Genomic DNA, 21,621 nt, shown 5'->3' with positions numbered 1-21,621 from the left:
TTATCAAATGGCAGGTTTTGGACTTCCAAATTTTGGACAACTAACAGAAGCTTTTAAAAAAGCTAAAGAAATTCAACAAAATGCTCAGAAATTACAAGATGAACTTGAAAGCATGGAAATTGAAGGTAAAAGCGATGATGAGATGATAAAGGTATGGATTAGCGGAAACCAACTCCCTCTGAGAGTTGAGGTTAAGGACACAATTGCGGAATCTAATAAGGAAGAAATAGAAAAAAATATCTTAGAAGCTATCAAAAAAGCTCATGAAACCTCAACTACTACAATGAAAGAAAGAATGAATGACTTAACTGGTGGACTAAATCTTAATCTGCCTGGATTGGACAATAATGACTCTTAAATGATTCAATCATTTCTTTATAAAAAGTATACCTTTCAAAATTTTTATTTAAATTACAACCCTGATCATTGATGTGAAGACAATTACGAAATTTACAATGTATGCCTTTAATAACTACTTGTCTGTAAATTTCTGGATATAAATTAGGCAATTCGCGAATATCTATTTCAAGTGTTTGCATATTAAATCCGGGAGTGTCAACAATATAACTTTTGCTTGATAAAGAAAACAGTTCAACATTTCTTGTAGTATTTTTCCCACGTTTTATTTTGCTGGAAACTGATGCGGTAGTGTTATTTAACCCTGGAATTATCATATTTAATAAAGTAGTCTTACCAACACCAGAAGGGCCAATAAATATTGAACATTTTTTTTTCTTTAACTCAATCATTAAATTTGTGAAATTTTTTGGGCTATTTAAATTTAAAGTGATAGCTTGATATCCCCACTTTTTAAATTTTTCAACTAAAAGAATTCTTTTTTGTTCTGTTATCAAATCACACTTCGTCAACACCAATGAAACCTCTACCCCCATTTGCTCAGCAGATATTAAAAACCTATTAACTTGAGATAAATTTAATTTCGGCTCTTGTACAGAACAAATTACATATATATTTGAAATATTAGCTACAGATGGTCTTTCTAAAAGATTTTTTCTTTTAACTAAACTTTCTATTATTGCTCGTTTTCTTGTCGTATCAATTTGAGACAAAATCACTTCATCTCCAACAAAAACAAGTTGATTTCTAAAATTTACGGACTTTCTAATTTTGCATAAAAAATTTTTATTACTATCAGAATTATATTTTTGATATGATTCAACAAGAAAAAATTCATTAAATTTTTTTATAACAAGACCTTTATATTTTTTTTCAACTTTCATGCAAAATTTTAAACTTTATGCTTTTTTGATCTTCTTCAATTGTTTTAATAAAAAACTTCATTTCTTTTAAAGCTCTTTTGACCATTACTTCTGGTTCTCCTTTATCTAAATGGACTATCAAAGCTTCATTTTTCGATAACTTCTCTAATGCTAATTTGCATTTGACTACATTCAAAGGACATGGAATCGACTCTAAATTCAATATCTTAGAAACTTCTTTCAAGATTCCTTACCAAACAACTTACTAAACAATCCACTATTAGAATTAGAGTTATGTTCAGAATATTTGGAAGCTAAATTCTCCAGAAGATTTCTCTCTTCATCTGTTATTCGCGTGGGAAGTTTAACCTTCACTAAAACTTGATGATTACCGCGAGCAACAGGATTACCTAATCGGGGAACACCTTTGTTTTCTAAGGATAAAGTACTATTTGGCTGGGTACCGCTTGGAATTTTTAAGTTAACCTTTCCGTCAACTGTCATGATATCAAGGGTATCTCCAAGAATAGCTTGAAGATAACTAACTGATATTTCGGAATAAATATTAATACCATCTCTTTTTAAATTCGGGTCACTTTTAACTTTTATAAAAACATAAAGATCTCCAGGCGGTCCACCTTTTAAACCGACATTACCCTCTCCAGAAACTCTCAATTTAGTTCCAGAATCAACTCCTGCAGGAATATTAATACGTAATTTTTTTCTCACTTGTTTTACACCATTTCCACCGCAACTTGCGCATGGATCTGAAATTACTTGTCCAACTCCATTACAAGTGGGACATTCTGCAACTTGAGTAAAATTACCAAAGGGAGTTCTTGTCGCTCTTCTAACCTGACCACTTCCACCACATGTTGTACAGTTTATTGGACCTGTACCTTTTTTTGCCCCACTTCCTCTACAAATGTCACAAGTTTCTAAGTGAGGTATCTTTATTTCTCTTTGTTGTCCAAAAATAGCATCTTTAAAATCAATATTTAAGTCATACCTTAAATCATCACCTTGTTGAGGACCTCTTCTTTGTGATCTGCCTCCTTGTGAAGATTGTCCTCCGAAACCATTAAAGAAAGTTTCGAATAAATCTCCGAAACCCCCCATGTCTCCCATATCTGGCATTCCAGCCGCACCTCCTATTCCAGCCTCTCCAAACTGATCGTATCTCGCTCTAGTTTCTGGATCGGCTAATGCCTCATAAGCCTTTCCTATCTCCTTAAATTTATCTTCAGCACCCGGATCCTTATTCACATCAGGATGATACTGTCTTGCTAACTTTCTATAAGCGCTTTTTAAAGTATTAGCATCAGCATCTCTTGAAACACCAAGTATTTGATAAAAATCAGCCATTAGATAATACTCAACTATTCATAAAAGGGGTTCAATTTTCTTCAGAGATAGAGCCCTCTGAATCAATATCTTTATCAACTTTATCCTTTTCTTCTGATTCTTGTGATATTTGTTGGCCAGGACCCATGGAAACTTTAACTAATGCATGTCTTAAAACCTTACCTTCTAAATGATATCCACGCTGTAATTCTTCAATAATTATATCCTCATTTTGCTCCTCACTTGGTTCTCTTAAAACAGCTTCATGTAAATTAGGGTCAAATTGTTGTCCAACCACCCTCATTGGAGCAACTCCTTGTTGTTTCAATACTTCTACTAATTGTTTATATAACCCTTGATAACTTCTATGTAATGTTTGGGCCTCATCTCCTTCAGGTTTTAATTGTTGTCTTGCTCTTTCGAAATTATCAACAATAGGCAATATTGCTGTTAAAGCTTTCGAAACAAGTTGAATTTTCAAATCATCTTGATCCCTAGACTGCCTTTTTCTAAAGTTGTCGAAATCAGCAGCGATTCTTACATACTGACTTTTTAAAGTTTCATGCTCTTTTTCTAATTGTTCTAATCTTGCATCATTATTAGTAATGGTATTTTTCAAATCTTCTGCATCTATTTTTTCGTTATTATCGTCAGGTAATTTTTTATCTTCATTAGTTTGCTCTTCAGCTATTGGTAAATTTTCAGATATATTGTTATCCATAGAAACATTCTCATCTTTATTTTCAACATTATCTGATTGTTCTTCAATCATTAGACTTAAAATTCTTAATAACTATTGTGAATGAAATTGGGGAACAAAACAAGTTGCGGAAGGCCGCACTAATTAATTATTCCGCTATAAATTTCAAAGCAAGACCATTATTACAATATCGTTTACCTGTAGGTAAAGGACCATCGTTAAAGACATGCCCTTGATGTCCCTCACATCTGGAACAATGATATTCGGTTCTAGGGACAATTAATTTAAAATCAACTTTCGTTTCTACAGAACCATTAATGGGATCCCAAAAACTAGGCCACCCAGTACCACTATCAAATTTAGTATCAGAGGTAAAAAGATGCTGATTACACCCTGCACATGCAAAAATACCTTTCCTTTTCTCGTTATTTAATTGACTACTAAAAGCTCGTTCAGTCCCCTCCTCGCGTAAAATATAATAGGATTCAGGACTTAGTTTATTTTTCCACTCTTCTTTTGATAAGTTCCAGTCCTCCTCCGAAGCAGTAGATGAGGCTAATACTTTCTTCGGTTTAAGAAAAAATTTCAAAATTGACATGGCAGGAATTAAAATAAATGATCTTCTGGATAAAAATTGATTCATATTTTCAAATTTCTTGAATAGAATTTAATGAAAAGCTATCTTCCTAATTCTATAAATAATTTACACAAAATAAGTGTTGCTCCAATGATGGATTGCACAGATAAACACTTTAGGATGATAATTAGACAAATAAGCTCTAAAGCTCTTTTGTACACGGAAATGATAGTCGCTCAAAGTTTAGTTTATACCGATAAAAAAGAGAAATTTTTAAACTTCAATAAAGAAGAACACCCATTATCAATTCAATTTGGAGGAGATAACCCTCAAATGCTTAAAGAGGCAGCAAAAATGGCTCAAGATTGGGGATATGATGAAATTAATTTTAATGTTGGATGTCCAAGTCCAAGAGTTTGTTCGGGAAACTTTGGTGCTTCGCTTATGAAAGAACCTGCTAAAGTAGCAAAATGCATAGAGTCCTTAAAGAATAACTGCAATTTACCCATAACCATTAAACATAGAATTGGGGTAGATGAAGAGGATAGTTTTGATCAATTGAATACTTTTGTAAAAGAAGTTGCTAATGCTGGAGCAGAAAGATTTACAGTCCATGCAAGAAAAGCAATTTTGAAAGGCCTTAATCCTAAACAGAATAGAACTATTCCACCACTCAGATATGATGTGGTACAGAAATTAAAAGAAAACAATCCTCAGCTGCTCATAGAAATTAATGGGGGTTTTACAAATATTGATCAATGCATAAAGGCATTAGAAAGATTAGATGGAGTGATGATAGGAAGATCAGTTTATAAATATCCCCTAAGGTGGTCTCAAATCGACAATAAAATTTACGGCAAAAATATTACCAGCAAAAGTGCCTCAGAGATTATATTTTCACTTATTCCCTATATTGAAAATCATTTACAAAATGGGGGAAAAACTTGGGATATTTGCAAACATCTTATAAATCTAGTTGAAGGAATCCCAAACGCAAAAATTTGGAGAAATCAAATTTCTAGTAGATCAATTAAACAAGAATTAAGTATTGACGCATTAATCAAACTTACTTTAGAGCTTAAAAAATTAGGATACTAATTACCTTCCTGAGAAATTTCAGAATTATTTATAACACTTCTTTTTCTTCTACTTCTACCATTTTCAAATTCAGAATTTTCAGATGAGTTTCCATAACTTCTATCTTCCCAGCCTTCAGCCCCTGAAGATTTATTAGCGTAATTTGAAGCAGGTTCAGAGTAACCACCGCCGTAACCACCGCCGCCGTAACCACCGCCATTACCGCCGCCGCCGTAACCACCGCCATTACCGCCACCGCCGTAACCGCCGCCATTACCACCGCCGCCGTAACCGCCGCCATTACCACCGCCGCCGTAACCACCGCCATTACCGCCACCGCCGTAACCGCCGCCATTACCACCGCCGCCGTAACCGCCGCCATTACCACCGCCGCCGTAACCGCCGCCTCTACCGCCGCCGCCGCCTCTTCTTTGGCCGCCGCCGCCTCTTGGCTCTGCTTTGTTTATTCTTAAGGGTCTTCCCATGAGCTCAGTCCCTTGAAGTCCTTCAATAGCGGTTGTCTCAAGTGCTTCATCTGCCATTTCGACAAAAGCAAAACCTCTTTTTCTACCAGTATCTCTCTCTAATGGGAGAGAACAATTCATAACTTCACCATATGGTGTAAATAACTCTAGGATGTCTTCTCGCTCTGCGCGGAAAGGCAAATTGCCAACAAAAATACTCACTTGAAACTCAACTTAAAGATAAAAACCAAGATAAAAACTACTTAATTAGTAATTCATATACATTGCAATACTATTCTACTTCAATACATCCCTTCTTGTAGAAAATCAAAGGAGATTTAGGTAAATAATTTTTTCTTCCAATTGTTTAACTCTATTTCTACTTGTTCAAATCCTGTGCCTCCTACACTATTTCTAGACTTCACTACGTTCATGGGATTAAGATTTTCATAAATATCTTCTTTGAATTCATCATGAAATGTTTGAAATTCTGATAAATTTAAATCTTTAAATAGAATATTTTTTGTTAAACAATACTTCACAATATCACCCACTATTTGATAAGCCTTCCTAAAAGGAACCTGCTTAGAAACTAGATAATCTGCCAAATCAGTTGCATTAGAAAAATCATTATTAACAGAATCTATTAATTTATCAACATTAAATTCTATTCCTTCATCAAGTAAAATTCTCATAGCTTTTAGGCATGAAGAAATAGTATCTACCGTATCAAAAATCGGTTCTTTATCTTCTTGAAAATCTTTATTATAAGCAAGAGGTACACCTTTAATAAGTGTTAATAATGTGTGCAAATTTCCATAAACCCTACCAGTTTTACCTCTTATTAATTCTGGAACGTCTGGATTTTTTTTCTGAGGCATCAAACTACTACCAGTAGCACACTTATCCGTTAATTTTGCAAAAGAAAATTCGTCAGTAACCCACAAAATTATCTCTTCTGAGATTCTACTTAAATGTGACATTATTAAAGCAGAAGCAGAAGCAAATTCGATGCAAAAATCTCTATCACTTACAGCATCAATACTATTTTTATAAATATTGTCAAATCCTAATTCTGAAGCAGTAAAGTATCGATCTATTTTTATTTTTGTTCCTGCTAAAGCTGCAGCACCTAATGGCGAAATATTTACCCTAGCTCTAACTTCTCTAAGCCTTTCACGATCTCTTTGAAACATTTCAAGATATGCTAAAAAATGATGGGCCAAAGATAACGGTTGTGCCCTTTGCATGTGAGTATAGCCAGGAATCAAAGTATAAATATTAGATTCTGCGACCGCAAATAAAGAGTTTTGCAATTCAGCTAATAAATTATCAATAGTATCAATTTTTTTTCTAAGCCAAAGTCGGATATCTGTTCCGACTTGATCATTTCTACTTCTGCCAGTATGTAATTTTTTACCAGTATCCCCTATTAAATCAATTAGTTTTTCTTCAATACTATAGTGAATGTCTTCAGATGGAGCTCCAGGAGAAAATTCGCCTTTAATAAAGTCTTGTTTTATATTCTCTAAACCCTCAATAATCTTTTGAGACTCATCAGCAGATAAAACTTTTGTTTTGCCAAGCATTTTGGCATGAGCAATAGAACAATCTATATCTTCAAAAATTAGTGTCTTATCAAAACCAATTGAAGCATTAAACTCCTCTATAAAAGGATTTAAACTACTCTCAAACCTATTACTCCAAACTTTGGACATTTTTAATCAAAACTTAAGTTACTTCTAATAAAGCATTGTTTTATATGTGTGACAAAAAATCTAATCTAACTGAAAGACTACGATTGAAGCATCATCTTCTAATTGTCTATTTTTACCAGTAAATTCATCTAATATTTTAAAAATCTTATGTAAAATCTCTTTAGATTTAAGTGATTGCTTACATAATTTTGAAAAAGATTTCATTAATCGTTCTTCATCAAATCTTTCCCCTAAAGCATTAGAAGTCTCAGTTACTCCATCTGTATAGTAAAGAATTGCGTCATTTTTACTAAGTTGTATTTGACCACATTGATATTCCGCATCATTTTGTAATCCTAAAACGAAACCTTCAGAGTCCAACTTTATAATTTTTTGCTCAGAACTTTTCCAAAGCAAAGGAGGATTATGTGCAGCATTTGCATACCTTAATTTTCTTGTTCTTGGATCATAATCTGAATAAAATAAAGTAACAAATCTATGGGATTGGTCTAAATCATAAATAGCTAACTGATTTAAATCATGCAAAATTCTATCTGGAGGCAGACCAGTTAAAACCTCTGCTCTTAGCATTCCTCTTAACATAGTCATCAAAAGACCTGCAGGAATTCCCTTCCCCATTACGTCACCAATAACCAGTGCCCATCTTGCCTTCTCCCTTCTCTTTTCAGAGATATTTGTTTTTAAAGACATAAAATCATAATAATCTCCTCCCAGTTGAAGAGCTGGTCTGCAGTGAGCCGCTAAATCCACCCCAAAAATAATTGGGCAATAATCCGGTAAGAGTTGTGATTGAATTTCTGCTCCTATTGAAATTTCTCTATCCACATTTTCATGCTTTTTTTTTGTTTTTAATAACCAATAGTTTTCTAAACCAACCGCTAAACAACTAATAATAAACTTTAAATTACGTTCATTTATTAGAGATTCATCATAAATTCCATAATTAAAGGTATAAAGAAATCCCCTGCATTTTCCTCGAGACAATATTTTATGTGATTTAATTACATATTCTTTAAATTTATTATTAAAAATTTTTTCAAGGGAATCAATTTCTTTGAATCTGAAATTTTTTGAAAAATCAAAATTTTTTAAATAACTTTTAATTTCACTATCGATTTTAAAATTTTTTGTATCTCCAGAAAACTTGATATTTTCTTTCCATATTTCTCCTTTTTCATTTAAAGGAATAATTAAACTTAATTGCTCATTAAAAATGTGCTTTAAAATTAAAGAGATATAATCTAGAAATCTTTTAATGTTGGAAAAAGATTTTAAATAATAAGCTAAAGAAGATGCTATTTCTACAAATTTATCATTCTTATCAATTGGCAATTTATAATCCTCTGCTAAAAATTTTTGGATTACATCATTAGACAATAATTTTTCTTTTTGGATTTTTGACAAAACAAATTAAGTGTATAGATATGTTTTAACATTAATAATCTAGTTTTAAAAAAAGAATTAATTAAAATTTTTATCTATCTGCTAGCAGTGCCTCCACAAACTCAAAGCTATTAAAAGGTCTTAAATCTTTAATACCTTCACCTGCTCCAATAAATCTTATTGGTAAATTGACTTCTGCAGAAACAGCTAAGGAAACCCCTCCTCTAGAAGTACCATCTAATTTAGTAATAACAGCACCACTTAAATTTGCGGATTTTGCAAAACTCTTTGCTTGTTTTAATCCATTTTGTCCTTGACTAGCATCTAAAACTAATAATGATTCAACAATTGCATCTGGTACTTTTTTATCAATAATTCTTTTAATTTTTGATAATTCATCCATAAGATTATTTTTAGTTTGTAATCTTCCCGCAGTATCTACGAGTAATAAATCACTATTACGTTTATTTGCTGCATTTAGAGCATCAAAAACAACTGCGGCAGGATCTGCATTCTTTGATTGATTAGAGATGACTTCAACCTTACTTCTATGACCCCATACCTGTAATTGTTCTACTGCTGCTGCCCTGAAAGTATCTGCTGCGGCTATTAAAGTTTTGTAATTACTTTTGGATGATAAATAAGCGAGTTTGCCCAAAGTTGTAGTTTTACCAACTCCATTTACTCCAACTATCAACCAAACGTTCAACTTTCCTTTTTGTGGAACAAGAATATTTATTCCAGAATCTTTTATTGGTTTATCTATGATTGCACGCAACTCGCCTTTTAAAAACTTTATTCCTTCTTCTCCTCCAACAACTTCCTCGTTTAATTTTTTTCTTAGTGAATCAATCACCTTATCGGTAGAATCAATCCCAACATCTGCTCTTATTAATAAAGTTTCTAGATCATCTAAAGATTCTGGAGTAAGAGGATCATCTCCTAATTTATCTAACAATTCTGTTACGAAACCTTTTCTTGTTTCTTCTAATCCTTTTCGTAATTTACTTAACCAATCGATCTCATCTATTGAAATTTCATTTGCTTTTTTGCCTTGGGCAGCCAGCACCATTGCTGACCAAGTGAATTCATCGTCGAATTCACCTAATTTAGCTGCAGTTTCATATTTAACGTTGGAAAAATCCTGCTTATAAACTTCTTCTTGTTTCTGTTCTTGTTGTTTCTGTTCTTGTTGTTTCTGTTCTTGTTGTTTCTGTTCTTGTTGTTTCTGTTCTTCTTGTTTCTGTTCTTCTTGTTTCTGTTCTTCTTGTTTCTGTTTTAATAAAGCATAGGCTTGTGAAGCCCATTCACGAGCATTATCAGATTCATTATTAGTCATAATATTTTTTAAATCTCATTTAATTTAATTATAAAAAATTATTGATTTATATCAAATAATTATTTCACCTTCACTTTTTGCAATCTCCTTAAAACCCCATTAATCATTTTTCTACCTTGAGTATCACTATATTTATTTGCTAAATTTACAGCCTCATCGCACGCTACTGCAATAGGAGTATCAAGCAAATGAATATCGATATAAGCTAAGCGTAAAATGTCACGATCAATTCTAGGCAATCTTTTTAATCTCCATCCATCCATCACTTCATCAATTTCAGAATCGATTGTTTGTAAATTATCAATTATACTTTTAATCCTATGATTTACATCTTCTCTAATATCGTTTTGATTACTTGAAACAACCAATTTCGGAAAATCTAAAGTAACTGAAAGTGAATTCATTACAGATTCAATTTTATGAAAAGCTTTTTTAAGTTCATCCCGTACATTTGCAAAAGAAGAATCACTACCTTCTTTTAATTCACTATCTAAAAGATTTTGCGAGACGTTTTCTAAATCTGCTTCACAATCATCTAACTCGTCTCTACAGTGATTAATTAAAGAATCTAAAGCTGATTCAAAAATTTCTTCAATTTGACAATTACTTAATACTAAATCTCCTTTGTCTTTAATAATACCTAACGAAAGTAAGGCTAATTCTCGTGATAGCGATCTATTATGCATCAATTAAGTAGATGAAGTATTTGAAGAAGCCCTTAGTTGAGAAAATAATTTTGAAAAGGTTGGATTTGAAGAATTATCTTTTTGATCAGGATTAACAATACCAACAGAAATAATTGTCCTAAAGGCATCTTCTACAGAAATATCAAGGTCTTTAACAGAAGCTTCGGGAACTAATGTGTACCATCCAGTCGTTGGGTTAGGAGCAGTAGGTATAAAAACACTCAATAATTTCTTATCTAGTTCTGATTGAAGTGATGGACCAACGTCACCAGTTACAAAACCAACACTAAATAGTCCTTCTCGCGGATACTCCACTAAAACAACTCTTCTAAATTTGTTAGACTTATTACTTAAAAATGTTTCAAGTAATTGTTTAAGAGTTTTATAAACTGCACCTGCAACTGGGATTTTTGATAAAGTACCTTCTCCAAATTCTAATAACCATCTACCTACAAAATTTCTAGCCATCAAACCTATCAGCAAAATTGCTAATAAGGGAACAGTTAAACCTAAAGCTAAATTAATTAAATCTTGTAATAAAGGGTTTAAGGTAATGAATGGATTTAATTGTTTCGGAACTGAGGTTACTAATGTAAGAACAAATTTGCTAACAATAGAAGATAGCCAAATAGTTGTTGCCAATGGAATGACAACTAATAGTCCCGCTATAAGATCATTTTTTAAATCTTGTTGGAGCCTAGTTCCTAGGTTGGAATCTTGACTTTGAGTAGATTCAACCAAAATTAAAGTACCTATTTTTATTCATTTTACTAATAATTTAACTAGTTTTACTTGAAAGGGATATGTTTCTTTTTATAAATTAAAAAAATTTATTAGTTTTCTGCTTTTAAGGATAACATTTTTTTCCAATCTAAATCATAATAAAGCTATGAAAGAAATTATTCAAAACAAAGATGAATTAAGTTATGAGCTAAAAAAAAGAGCAATTTCTGAAGGATTTGCGGTTTCAGCGATAGCATCGATCCCCGGGAGTTCTCGTTTAAAGTTGAGAACTATAGCATTAGAAAGATGGTTGGAAAAAAATTACCATGGAGAAATGAAATGGATGGAAGCTGAAAAAAGGAAAAATATTGAATCATTATTAAATGGAGCAAAAAGTGTTTTAACAGTTGGTTTTAATTATTTAAATGAAGAGCAAAAAGAAAAAACAAAATTTAAAGTTGGGAAATTCGGCCAGGGAGAAGACTACCATAAAGTCATTTATAAAAAGTTAAAAAATATAGGTAAGTGGATTAATAATGAGATTCCAGATTGCAAGTGGAGAATTTGTGTTGATACCTCTCCTCTTTTAGAAAAAGCATGGGCAGAAGAAGCAGGTCTTGGCTGGGTAGGAAAAAATAGTAATCTTATAAATAAGAAATATGGATCATGGTTAACATTAGGTTTTATAATTCTTACTAAAGATTTTACTCCAGATAATTCATCCCAATCTCTTTGTGGGAAATGTGAAAAATGTATTGAAAAATGTCCAACAAATGCAATAACAGAACCTTTTGTTATAAATTCTGATTTATGTATCGCGTATCATACTATAGAAAATAGAGCTCAAAAGTTGCCAGATTACATTGAAAAAAATTTAAATGGATGGGTTGCTGGTTGTGATATTTGTCAAGATGTATGTCCTTGGAATAAAAGAGTTCCTTTCAACAAAAGTATTGAAGCTGCTCCAAGAAAATGGATAAGAAATCTGAATATTGACTCATTAAGTTGGGATGAAGAAAAATGGAAAAAAAATCTTCAAGGAAGTACTCTAAAGAGAATCAAACCTTGGATGTGGAAAAGAAATATAAAAGCAATTCTCAAACAAGAATAAAAACATGCAAAAATCTTTCATAAAATTATTATTTTTTTCAATAATAAGTTGCCACATTTTTAATACCCAAAATTTAAGAGCTTTAGTCCCGTATTATCATTTCCCTGATGCAAAACATCTAGAACAAGAAGCTTTATCAATTGGCAAACAGGCATATCAACTTTTATATTTTGGTCAAATCAAAGATAGTCTTAATTTTGCAAAATTAGCTGTCAAGATAAATGATAAAAATGAAAATTTATGGTTGATTCTTGCTGAAGCACAAACAGCAAACGAATTGTATGAAGACGCTTTTAATTCACTAAATAATGCTCAAAAAATTAATCCTAAAATGAGTGAAATATATTTCGCAAAAAGCGCTATATATTTAAAACAAGCAAAAATTAAAAAAGCAAAAATTTCTTTAGAATTAGGTATTCAAATCGCACCCGAAAACTTTAACGCCATTTTTCAATTAGGAAACATATATTTGATGGAAAAAGATTATGAAAAAGCTTTAAAAGAATTTGACAAAGCAATTGAAATTAAAAAAGATTTTTGGCAAGCGATTAATAATAAAGGACTAGCATATTATGAATTGAATAATATAAATCTTTCTATTATCTCTTTCAAAAAAGCTATATCTATAGAAGAAAACGCAGAACCACTATTAGCACTTGCATCATGCTTAAGTATTAAAGATATTAATGAAGCAATTTTTCTCGCAAAAAAAGCTTTAATAAAAGAACCTAATTACGTTAAATATAACTATAGAAAAGAACAGCTTTGGGGTGAAAAACTACAAAACTCTACTGAAAAACTGTTTGAAAATAACAAACTTAAAGAAGAAATATTTATTGCAAGAACAAAAATAAATTAAAATTCCTCAATATTTATACTGGAAAATATTTATTTACCTATTAATCTTAATTTAGTTTACCAACGAACACTGTAACTTGCCTATTTAATGACTAAGGAAAAATTCACTTCCATTTCGCTGCAAGAAGAAATGCAACGTTCCTATCTAGAGTATGCGATGAGCGTGATAGTAGGACGTGCATTACCTGATGCTAGAGATGGCTTGAAACCAGTCCAAAGAAGGATCCTTTTCGCAATGCATGAATTAGGACTTACTCCAGATAGACCATTTAGGAAATGTGCCAGAGTTGTTGGAGATGTACTAGGAAAATATCATCCTCATGGAGATCAAGCAGTTTATGAAGCCTTAGTTAGGTTGGTTCAAGATTTTTCAACAAAATATCCCACTCTTGATGGTCATGGGAATTTTGGATCAGTTGACAATGATCCACCAGCTGCAATGAGATATACCGAAACACGTCTGGCACCAATAGCTCATGAGTGTTTTCTTCAAGAAATTGAAACTGATACAGTTAGTTACTCAAATAACTTTGATGGCTCACAAAAAGAACCAGATATATTACCTGCCCAATTACCATTCTTATTATTAAATGGATCATCGGGCATTGCCGTTGGGATGGCTACAAATATTCCTCCACACAATTTGGGTGAAATTATTGATGGTTTAATTGCACTAATAAGAGATAAAGATATTAGCGACTCAAAATTATCTAAAATCATATTAGGACCTGATTTTCCTACAGGAGGAGAATTACTTTACAATAATGGAATTAAAAATGTTTACCTAGAGGGAAGAGGATCCATAACAATACGAGGTGTTATTAAAAGTGAAGAAATTAATTTAGGGAAAGGAAAGCATAAAAGAAATGCGCTAATAATATCAGAACTTCCTTACCAAATTAGTAAAGCCGGTTGGATTGAAAAACTTGCTGAATTAGTAAATATTGGAAAGATTGATGGAATATCTGATATTAGGGATGAAAGTGATAGAGATGGAATGAGAATAGTTATTGAATTAAAAAAAGATTCTAATCCTGAAATTGTAATATCAAACTTATACAAAAAAACAACATTACAATCAAATTTCGGAGCAATATTATTAGCTTTAGTAAACGGCAAACCCGTACAACTTACCCTAAGAAAATATTTAAATTATTTTCTAGAATTTAGAGAAGAAACAATTAGAAAAAGAACAAAATATTTTCTAAAAATTGCATCAGAAAAACTTGAAATATTAGAAGGATTTTCAATAGCAACTAAAAATATAAAAAATATAATTGAGATTATTCAAAACTCAGAAAATGTTTCTGAGGCGAAATCAATTTTAATACCAAAGCTTGACCTCAGTAATAAACAAGCAGATGCAGTCTTAAGCATGCCGCTTAAAAAATTGACAAATTTAGAAAAAAAACAGGTAGAGAATGAAATTAATCAACTTTTTGAGAAAAAGAAATATCTTAGTACTCTTCTAAATAATAGAAGTTTATTACTTGAAACTTTAATTAAAGAGCTAATTGAATTAAAGAAAAAATTTAATGTAAAAAGAAAAACAAAAATTTTAAAAGATATTAATCAATCTGAAGAATTAGATACTATTAATAATCAAATATTAGAAGATCTTATAATTAAAGACGCAAAAATATCAATAGATAATAGATTTTATTTTAAAAAATTAATTTACTATAATTACAAAAAATTATTAGATCAAGAAAATAAATTTATTGAAAATAAAAATGTTCAAAAATTCATATGTAATATTAAAAAGAGTTTAAGAATCATAGGAGTAACCTCTTCGGGTAAAGTTCTTCAAATAAATTGGAAATCTATAATTAATAATGTCTATAAATTAGATAACAAAATTTTAGGAAATATAAATCCAAAAGAAATTATAAATTTTCATGATTTAGACAGTAACTTAGAAAATTATATTTGCATTATATGTTCAGATGGAAAATTTAAAAAAGTTTTATTAGATAAAGATATGATTAGAAGTACTAGAATATTTTCCATTACAAAGTTGAAAAATTCTACAAAAATTATTGATTCATTTATTTATAGCCAAGAAGAAAATATAATAATACTTACTTCTATTGGTAGAATTTTTAAATTTAATTTATCTAATGAATATTTAAAGCCAAGTAGCAAACAATCACAGGGAATATTATTAGTAAATCTATTACCTAAAGAACAAATAGTTTCTTGCTGTAAAAGTAAAGAGAAAGATTTACTTTATTTGATATCAAATAAAGGCAAATTTTTTGAATTGAAAATTAACGAAGTTTATAATTCTTATAATTCAAAATTAGGATATATTAACGAAAAAATTCAACTTAATAATGATCATTTTATAAAAGTTCTAACAAATAATCAATATATCGATTTTGAGACAAATAAAAATAAATCTGCAAGAATAAATTTAACCAAATTTTCTTCTAAACCTAATAAAAATATACTTAATGTTGATTTTCTCAATTTAGAAAAAGATGAATTTCTTGAAAATTGTTCCAGTCTAGATAATCTTTTAAATTAAAATTTATGATTTATATTCATTTTCAACCCATTTTAAATATTCATGATTTACAGTTCCCGTCACGTAAGAACCTGTAAAACAACTCATCTCTAAATCTTTGACTGAGGAATCATTAATAATAGATTTCCTCAAATTATCAACACTTTGATAAACAAGATTATCAATTTCAAGCTTTTTTGCGATTTCAGCTATTGTCCTATCGTGAGCTATTAATTCATCCCTATTAGGCATATTGATTCCATAAACATGAGGAAATCTAACTGGAGGAGCAGCTGAAGTAAAAAAAACTTTATTCGCTCCAGCATCCTTTGCCATTTGAACTATTTGTTTTGATGTTGTCCCTCTAACTATAGAATCATCGACTATTAATACATTTTTATTTTTAAATTCTGTACTCATAGCATTCAACTTCTGCCTTACTGATTGTTTACGTTTTTGATGTCCAGGCATTATAAAAGTTCTACCAACATATCTATTTTTAAAAAATCCTTCTCTATATTCTATACCCAACTGTCTAGCTACTTGCATTGCAGCGGGACGAGAAGAGTCAGGAATAGGCATTACAACATCAACTTCTCCAGAGTTTATCGTCTTCTTAATTGTTTCTGCTAAATAATCACCCATTTTTAAACGAGCTTTATAAACTGATATTCCATTCATCACTGAATCAGGTCTTGCTAAATAAACATATTCGAATGCACAAGGAAAAAGGCTAGGATTTTCTGAACATTGCTTAGAATAAAATTCACCGTTTTGAGTTATAAAAATTGCCTCACCTGGTTCCACATCTCTAACAACTTCATAATCATTATTTTCTAAGACTAATGACTCACTTGCTACCATCCACTCATTTTTTTGATTACTTTGAGAAATTCTTTTTCCAATTACTAAAGGTCTTATGCCAAAAGGATCTCTAAAAGCTAATAAACCATGACCAGATATAAGTGCTATTGAAGCATAAGATCCTTGAATTCGTTTATGTAAATTTTTAACTGCATTAAAAATAATTTCTGGCTGTAATTCTTTAGTACGTATTTGTTCTTGCAATTCAGTTGCAAATATATTTAACAACATTTCTGTATCACTCGAAGAATTTGTATGACGTTTATCAACATTAAATAATTGTTTCTCTATATCTCTTGTATTGGTAAGGTTACCATTATGAATTAAAACTATTCCATATGGTGCATTTACATAAAATGGTTGTGCTTCTTCAACACTTTCTGCTGTACCTTTAGTTGCGTATCTAACGTGTCCTAACCCAATTTTTCCTACTAAATTTCTCATATCTCTAGTTCTATAAGCTGTATTCACATATCCTTTAGCTTTGTGTATATGAAAAATAGTATTCTCCATTGTAGCGATGCCGGTAGAATCTTGTCCTCGATGCTGAAGAAGCAAAAGACTATCGTAAATTTGTTGATTTACATCATCAGAAGAAACAATCCCTACAATTCCACACATAATTTAATTTCTGAGAATTTTAAACAATTGCAAATATTTATTCATTATTAAAAGCTGTTGGAAATACTATTATTAAATTTTTCGGCTAATTCATCAACCCTTAGATTACAAAGTTCTTCATCTTGAACGTTAATAGTAAGGTTTGCTTCAGAAACAAATCCAATCTTTTTTACGTATATATTAGAACCAAAATTTTTATTGTTAATGCTGACAAAATTCAAAAAATTTGTCTCTTCCATTTTATTGAGTGAAAAAATTATTCTTGAACCTCCCTCACTAAACAAGATATTATCCTTACGAGCATTTTTTTCTTCTAACTGAATATTTGCACCCTTAGAAGACAAAATACAACATTCTGATAAAGCGATTGCTAAACCGCCATCACTAATATCGTGAGAGGATGAAATATAATTTTTTGAAATTGCATCTCTTAAAAAAGTTTGACAATATTTTTCATCTTGCAAATTAATTTTAGGAGGTCTTCCTGTAATTAAACCATGAAAATAATCTAAATAAGAACTTCCTCCAATTGACGATTCTGATCTATATGAACCTATCAGCCAAATTTGATCATTTATATTCTTCCATCCTGAACTTACAGCTTTATCTACATTTTGAATTTTTCCTACCATTCCAATAACAGGCGTAGGATATATCGGGGTTACTTGATTATTTTTATTTTTGGATTCATTATATAAAGAAACATTTCCTCCTGTAACAGGGGTTTCTAAAGCGATACAAGCCTTAGAAATTCCGTCACATGCTGATGAAAGTTGCCAATATCCTATCTCAGTATTGGGTGATGAAAAATTTAAATTATTAGTTATAGCTAAAGGCTCAGCACCGACACAACTTACATTTCTTGCGGATTCTGCGACGGCTGCAATACTTCCTCTATAAGGGTCTAACAAAACCCATCTGCTATTGCAATCTACAGAAGCAGCTACACCAGAAAAATTATTGTTTTTATTTCTTTCATCTTGCGCTCTAAGTCTTAGTAAAGCTGCATCAGCTTCCCCAGGTTTGAAAACAGTATTTGATTGCACTTGCGAATCATATTGTTTATAAATCCAACTTTTAGAAGCAATTGAAGGGTTTGATAAAAGATTTAAAATAATTTCAGATAAAGAATATTGTTTTTTATCTTTAAAAGATAAAATTTTATTATTAGTAATAATAGGCAATTCATCTTCAGACCATTTCCATTTCTTTTGTAAATAATCAGGAGGTTCTTTAATAACTTTATGAATATTAATTGGAGTTTCATCAGATAAAGCAGAAGTGGGAATTTGAGCGACTATTTGATTTTTTTGAGAAATAATAACTTCTTTTTTTGAAATTACTTCGCCTATAACATTTGCAAAGAGTCCCCACTTTTTGAATTGCTCAATGAGAATATTTAATTTTTCTTCTTTAACAACCAATAACATCCTTTCTTGGGATTCGGATAATAAATACTGGTAAGCAGTCATATCATTCTCTCTAGCAGGAACTAAATCTAAGTTTATAGATATCCCTAACCCTCCATTCGCAGCCATTTCAGCACTACTACATGTTAATCCCGCAGCACCCATATCTTGAGCCGCAATTACATCTCCTGTTTTAAAAGCATCGAGACAAGCTTCAATAAGACTCTTTTCAATAAATGGATCACCGACTTGTACTGCGGGCCTATTATCTAAAGAATTAGTATTCAGTTCCGAACTAGCAAAACTAGCACCTCCTACTCCATCCTTTCCTGTTGTGTTTCCTACGTATAAAACAGGATAACCAACTTCTTTTGCCCCTGAACAAACAATTTCATCGGTTTCCAATAGACCTAAAGCCATGACATTAACTAAAGGATTACCTGAATAACTATCATCAAAATATATTTCTCCTCCAACAGTAGGAACACCTACACAATTGCCATAATGAGATATCCCAGAAACGACTCCGCGTAATAAAGAAATATTAGATGATTTATCAAGATTACCAAATCTTAAAGAATTTAATACTGCTATAGGTCTGGCACCCATAGTAAAAATATCTCTTAAAATCCCACCAACGCCTGTTGCAGCTCCTTGAAAAGGTTCAATTGCTGAAGGATGATTGTGACTTTCTATTTTAAAAACAAGTTTCTGGTCGTTCCCAACATCAATAACGCCAGCATTTTCACCTGGACCTACCAAAACATTTTTCCCTGTAGTAGGGAAATTAGCTAATAATGGTTTTGAATTTCTATAACAACAATGTTCAGACCACATAACTCCAAACATTCCTAATTCTGTTCTATTAGGTTTTCTTCCTAATCTTTTACATATCTCTTCATAATCTTCGGTTGTTAAATTTTCAACTTTAAGTGAATCATTAACATCATAATTATAATTATTTAAAGAATCTATCATTAGTTAAATCCAAGGGTCATCTTCTCTTTTATTTCTGAAAGATCTTATTTCATCATCTTTATTATAAAAACTATTTCGATTAAATTCTTCTTTTTGGATTATATCTTCATCTTCTTCCAGCCAATTTTCTAATCTATTAGTTGCGGTATTTTTAAATTCATCAAAGCGATCAAATATTTTTTTTCCTTTTTTTAAAAACTGATATTTCAAACTTGATTTAATCAAAGGCAAATCATCTAAAGAAACACATGAACAAAAAACCAAACCAGGCTGCTGATCAACAATATTTTGTATATTTAATTTCCATCGGCTTGATCCAGGAATTCTGGGATTAGAACGCGAAATTAAATAAAACTTGATGTTACCAGTTTTAATTTCAAATAAAAAATCTGCTATCACACCTATCTTTGAACCTTCTGAATTTACTAAATTAGCTTCTATCAAATTAGGAAATCTATTCAAGGTAGCCAAATCTGAAATTGCTGGAACTCCTTTTACATAAATATCATTATCAATTATTTGACTTATTTGATTTAATTTCCAAACATTGCGTTTTAAATCTAAATTTGACGGACGAGAGTACCAACCTAATATTCGATGAACGGGTGGATGCATCCAAACGTTTTCTCCTATGCCATAATTAAGAGTTGCATTACCTTTTACATTATGGCTTAATAATTCGCTTAATAAAAATTCTTTTGGTAATTTCAAATTAGGAACGAACTTGAACAGGCATAACTAAATAAGTAAAAGAACTAATATTATCTTCTGGTACTAAAACAGCAGGAGTAGTAGAAAGATTACATTTAAAAAGAACATTTTCACTTGAAATAACTTTTAGACCTTCTAAGAGATACCTTACATTAAAAGCGATATCAAACTGATCGAAATCATAGGATACTGGAACTATTTCACTTGCATTGCCTATATCTTGAGCATCAGCACTTATTAATGCCAAACCCTTTTCTTCTAATTTAATTTTAACAACACTACTTTGTTGATCGGCTAATACAGCTATTCTTTCGAGAGAATCAATTAATATTTTTGTATTAAATGTAAAAAGTTTAGAGAAATCATCCGGTATTAATTGAGAATAATTTGGATAAGAACCTTCAAGAGTTCTTGTAGTAATTATTTGATTAGAAGAAATAAATACAACTTGACCTTTATCATAAAAAAGCTTAATTGAATTTTCTGAAGTTCTGAGACTAACAAGCTTTTCAATTTCTCTTAAAGATCTTGTTGGTATAGTTACTGATAAGTTATCTTCATTAGAAGAAAGATCTGCTACTTCATCAAAATTTTCTTTTTTGTCAACTAAAACAACTGCTAATCTATGGCCATCTGTTGCAGCTGACTCAAGAAATTTCAAATTAAATGTAAAATTAACACCAGTGAGTAATTGTTTGGAATCATCACTACTACTAGCAAATATAGTTAACTTTAAAGCTTTTAAAAAAGAACTTGGATCGATATTCAAAGATGTCCCACTTTCTACAAAAGGTAAATTTGGATAATCGTCTGATGGAATACCTTTTATGTTAAAAGAACCCCTATCACTTTTGATTAAAATATTATCAGAGCTATCATCGACATCAAGAGAAACAGGAGTTTCACTTGGTAACTTATTAACAATTTCAGCTAAAAGTTTTGAGGGAATAGTAATTGCGCCGCTTTTTTTGACAGTCGCATCAAATGAAGTTTGTATTCCTAAATTTAAATCAAATCCAGTTAAACTAATTTTGTTAGTTCCTTGATCAGCTGTCAGAAGTAAGTTTGCAAGAATTGGATGAGTGGGTCTTGAGGAAACTGCCTTACTAACTAATTGAATTGCATAATTAAATTCATTTTGATTGCAAACAATCTCCATCTGTGTTCATATCTTTAATTACATATTAGGGCTATTTTCTTAATTGTTGCAATTAATTTTTTTTAAATTTCTCTAATTAATCTAAATATATATTTTCTAATTATTAATTTATATAGTATTAGTAGTGTATGTGGAAACTGTGGATAAAATATGAATTCTTTTGCCGTAAT

20 protein-coding genes are annotated in these 21,621 nt (G+C 30.9%); 5 read left to right on the top strand and 15 right to left on the bottom strand.

Features of this window, described 5'->3' with window-relative positions; translation table 11 throughout:
* Positions 1–7 precede the first annotated feature (7 nt).
* On the top strand, positions 8–358 hold the full coding sequence (locus tag P9515_RS00100; RefSeq protein ID WP_011819345.1) for a YbaB/EbfC family nucleoid-associated protein: 351 nt from the start codon (positions 8–10) through the stop codon (positions 356–358).
* On the opposite strand, the gene rsgA is transcribed toward P9515_RS00100, so the two are convergent.
* The 5 genes from rsgA to msrB all read right to left on the bottom strand — a co-directional run bounded on the left by rsgA (position 324) and on the right by msrB (position 3,907).
* The gene (gene rsgA, locus P9515_RS00095; RefSeq protein ID WP_011819344.1) at positions 324–1,241 is read right to left on the bottom strand and encodes a ribosome small subunit-dependent GTPase A; all 918 of its coding nucleotides are present in this window, start codon (positions 1,239–1,241) and stop codon (positions 324–326) included. The two genes, P9515_RS00100 and rsgA, sit on opposite strands and share 35 nt — an antisense overlap.
* Positions 1,231–1,464, bottom strand: coding sequence for a sulfurtransferase TusA family protein (locus P9515_RS00090; protein ID WP_011819343.1), 234 nt, complete (start codon positions 1,462–1,464; stop codon positions 1,231–1,233). The genes rsgA and P9515_RS00090 overlap by 11 nt, the downstream gene beginning before the upstream one ends.
* Positions 1,461–2,585: a molecular chaperone DnaJ gene (gene dnaJ / locus P9515_RS00085; RefSeq protein WP_011819342.1), complete on the bottom strand. Its 1,125-nt coding sequence runs from the start codon at positions 2,583–2,585 to the stop codon at positions 1,461–1,463. Before dnaJ ends, P9515_RS00090 begins: the two co-directional genes overlap by 4 nt.
* A gap of 31 nt (positions 2,586–2,616) precedes the next feature.
* Complete coding sequence (gene grpE / locus P9515_RS00080; RefSeq protein ID WP_011819341.1) at positions 2,617–3,336, bottom strand: nucleotide exchange factor GrpE; 720 nt, start codon at positions 3,334–3,336, stop codon at positions 2,617–2,619.
* 76 nt (positions 3,337–3,412) lie between these two features.
* Positions 3,413–3,907, bottom strand: a complete 495-nt coding sequence (gene msrB, locus P9515_RS00075; RefSeq protein ID WP_011819340.1) for a peptide-methionine (R)-S-oxide reductase MsrB — start codon at positions 3,905–3,907, stop codon at positions 3,413–3,415.
* A gap of 27 nt (positions 3,908–3,934) precedes the next feature.
* Between msrB and dusA the strand changes: the two genes are divergently transcribed.
* Entirely contained in the window at positions 3,935–4,939 is a 1,005-nt protein-coding gene (dusA, locus tag P9515_RS00070) for a tRNA dihydrouridine(20/20a) synthase DusA (RefSeq protein ID WP_011819339.1), read from the top strand.
* Here dusA and P9515_RS00065 read toward each other — a convergent pair.
* The 6 genes from P9515_RS00065 to P9515_RS00040 all read right to left on the bottom strand — a co-directional run bounded on the left by P9515_RS00065 (position 4,936) and on the right by P9515_RS00040 (position 11,249).
* Positions 4,936–5,604: an RNA recognition motif domain-containing protein gene (locus tag P9515_RS00065; RefSeq protein ID WP_011819338.1), complete on the bottom strand. Its 669-nt coding sequence runs from the start codon at positions 5,602–5,604 to the stop codon at positions 4,936–4,938. The two genes, dusA and P9515_RS00065, sit on opposite strands and share 4 nt — an antisense overlap.
* Positions 5,605–5,720: 116 nt before the next feature.
* Entirely contained in the window at positions 5,721–7,100 is a 1,380-nt protein-coding gene (gene argH / locus P9515_RS00060) for an argininosuccinate lyase (RefSeq protein WP_011819337.1), read from the bottom strand.
* Positions 7,101–7,160: 60 nt separating this feature from the next.
* Positions 7,161–8,504 (bottom strand): PP2C family protein-serine/threonine phosphatase, encoded by a 1,344-nt coding sequence (locus P9515_RS00055; RefSeq protein ID WP_041710528.1) that lies wholly within the window; start codon positions 8,502–8,504, stop codon positions 7,161–7,163.
* A 70-nt stretch (positions 8,505–8,574) separates the two neighbouring features.
* Positions 8,575–9,822, bottom strand: coding sequence for a signal recognition particle-docking protein FtsY (gene ftsY, locus P9515_RS00050; RefSeq protein WP_011819335.1), 1,248 nt, complete (start codon positions 9,820–9,822; stop codon positions 8,575–8,577).
* A gap of 59 nt (positions 9,823–9,881) precedes the next feature.
* Positions 9,882–10,508: a transcription antitermination factor NusB gene (nusB, locus tag P9515_RS00045; protein ID WP_011819334.1), complete on the bottom strand. Its 627-nt coding sequence runs from the start codon at positions 10,506–10,508 to the stop codon at positions 9,882–9,884.
* A 3-nt stretch (positions 10,509–10,511) separates the two neighbouring features.
* Positions 10,512–11,249: a DUF502 domain-containing protein gene (locus P9515_RS00040; RefSeq protein ID WP_011819333.1), complete on the bottom strand. Its 738-nt coding sequence runs from the start codon at positions 11,247–11,249 to the stop codon at positions 10,512–10,514.
* 148 nt (positions 11,250–11,397) lie between these two features.
* On the opposite strand from P9515_RS00040, the gene queG reads away from it, so the two are divergent.
* The 3 genes from queG to P9515_RS00025 all read left to right on the top strand — a co-directional run bounded on the left by queG (position 11,398) and on the right by P9515_RS00025 (position 15,730).
* Entirely contained in the window at positions 11,398–12,342 is a 945-nt protein-coding gene (gene queG, locus P9515_RS00035) for a tRNA epoxyqueuosine(34) reductase QueG (RefSeq protein ID WP_011819332.1), read from the top strand.
* Between the two features lie 4 nt (positions 12,343–12,346).
* Complete coding sequence (locus P9515_RS00030) at positions 12,347–13,201, top strand: tetratricopeptide repeat protein (protein ID WP_011819331.1); 855 nt, start codon at positions 12,347–12,349, stop codon at positions 13,199–13,201.
* Between the two features lie 87 nt (positions 13,202–13,288).
* On the top strand, positions 13,289–15,730 hold the full coding sequence (locus tag P9515_RS00025; RefSeq protein ID WP_011819330.1) for a DNA gyrase/topoisomerase IV subunit A: 2,442 nt from the start codon (positions 13,289–13,291) through the stop codon (positions 15,728–15,730).
* A 3-nt stretch (positions 15,731–15,733) separates the two neighbouring features.
* On the opposite strand, the gene purF is transcribed toward P9515_RS00025, so the two are convergent.
* Genes purF through dnaN form a run of 4 tightly spaced genes read right to left on the bottom strand, consistent with a single transcriptional unit; the run spans position 15,734 to position 21,451 of the window.
* Positions 15,734–17,194 (bottom strand): amidophosphoribosyltransferase, encoded by a 1,461-nt coding sequence (gene purF, locus P9515_RS00020; RefSeq protein WP_011819329.1) that lies wholly within the window; start codon positions 17,192–17,194, stop codon positions 15,734–15,736.
* A 47-nt stretch (positions 17,195–17,241) separates the two neighbouring features.
* Positions 17,242–19,581 (bottom strand): phosphoribosylformylglycinamidine synthase subunit PurL, encoded by a 2,340-nt coding sequence (purL, locus tag P9515_RS00015; RefSeq protein ID WP_011819328.1) that lies wholly within the window; start codon positions 19,579–19,581, stop codon positions 17,242–17,244.
* A 3-nt stretch (positions 19,582–19,584) separates the two neighbouring features.
* The gene (locus P9515_RS00010; RefSeq protein ID WP_011819327.1) at positions 19,585–20,292 is read right to left on the bottom strand and encodes a hypothetical protein; all 708 of its coding nucleotides are present in this window, start codon (positions 20,290–20,292) and stop codon (positions 19,585–19,587) included.
* A gap of 1 nt (position 20,293) precedes the next feature.
* Complete coding sequence (gene dnaN, locus P9515_RS00005) at positions 20,294–21,451, bottom strand: DNA polymerase III subunit beta (protein ID WP_011819326.1); 1,158 nt, start codon at positions 21,449–21,451, stop codon at positions 20,294–20,296.
* Positions 21,452–21,621 lie beyond the last annotated feature (170 nt).

It is taken from the genome of Prochlorococcus marinus str. MIT 9515 (assembly GCF_000015665.1).
Classification (GTDB): Bacteria; Cyanobacteriota; Cyanobacteriia; order PCC-6307; family Cyanobiaceae; genus Prochlorococcus_A; species Prochlorococcus_A marinus_P.
The sequence above is the reverse complement of the archived record's forward strand: the minus strand, read 5'-3'. Positions and strand labels throughout refer to the sequence as shown.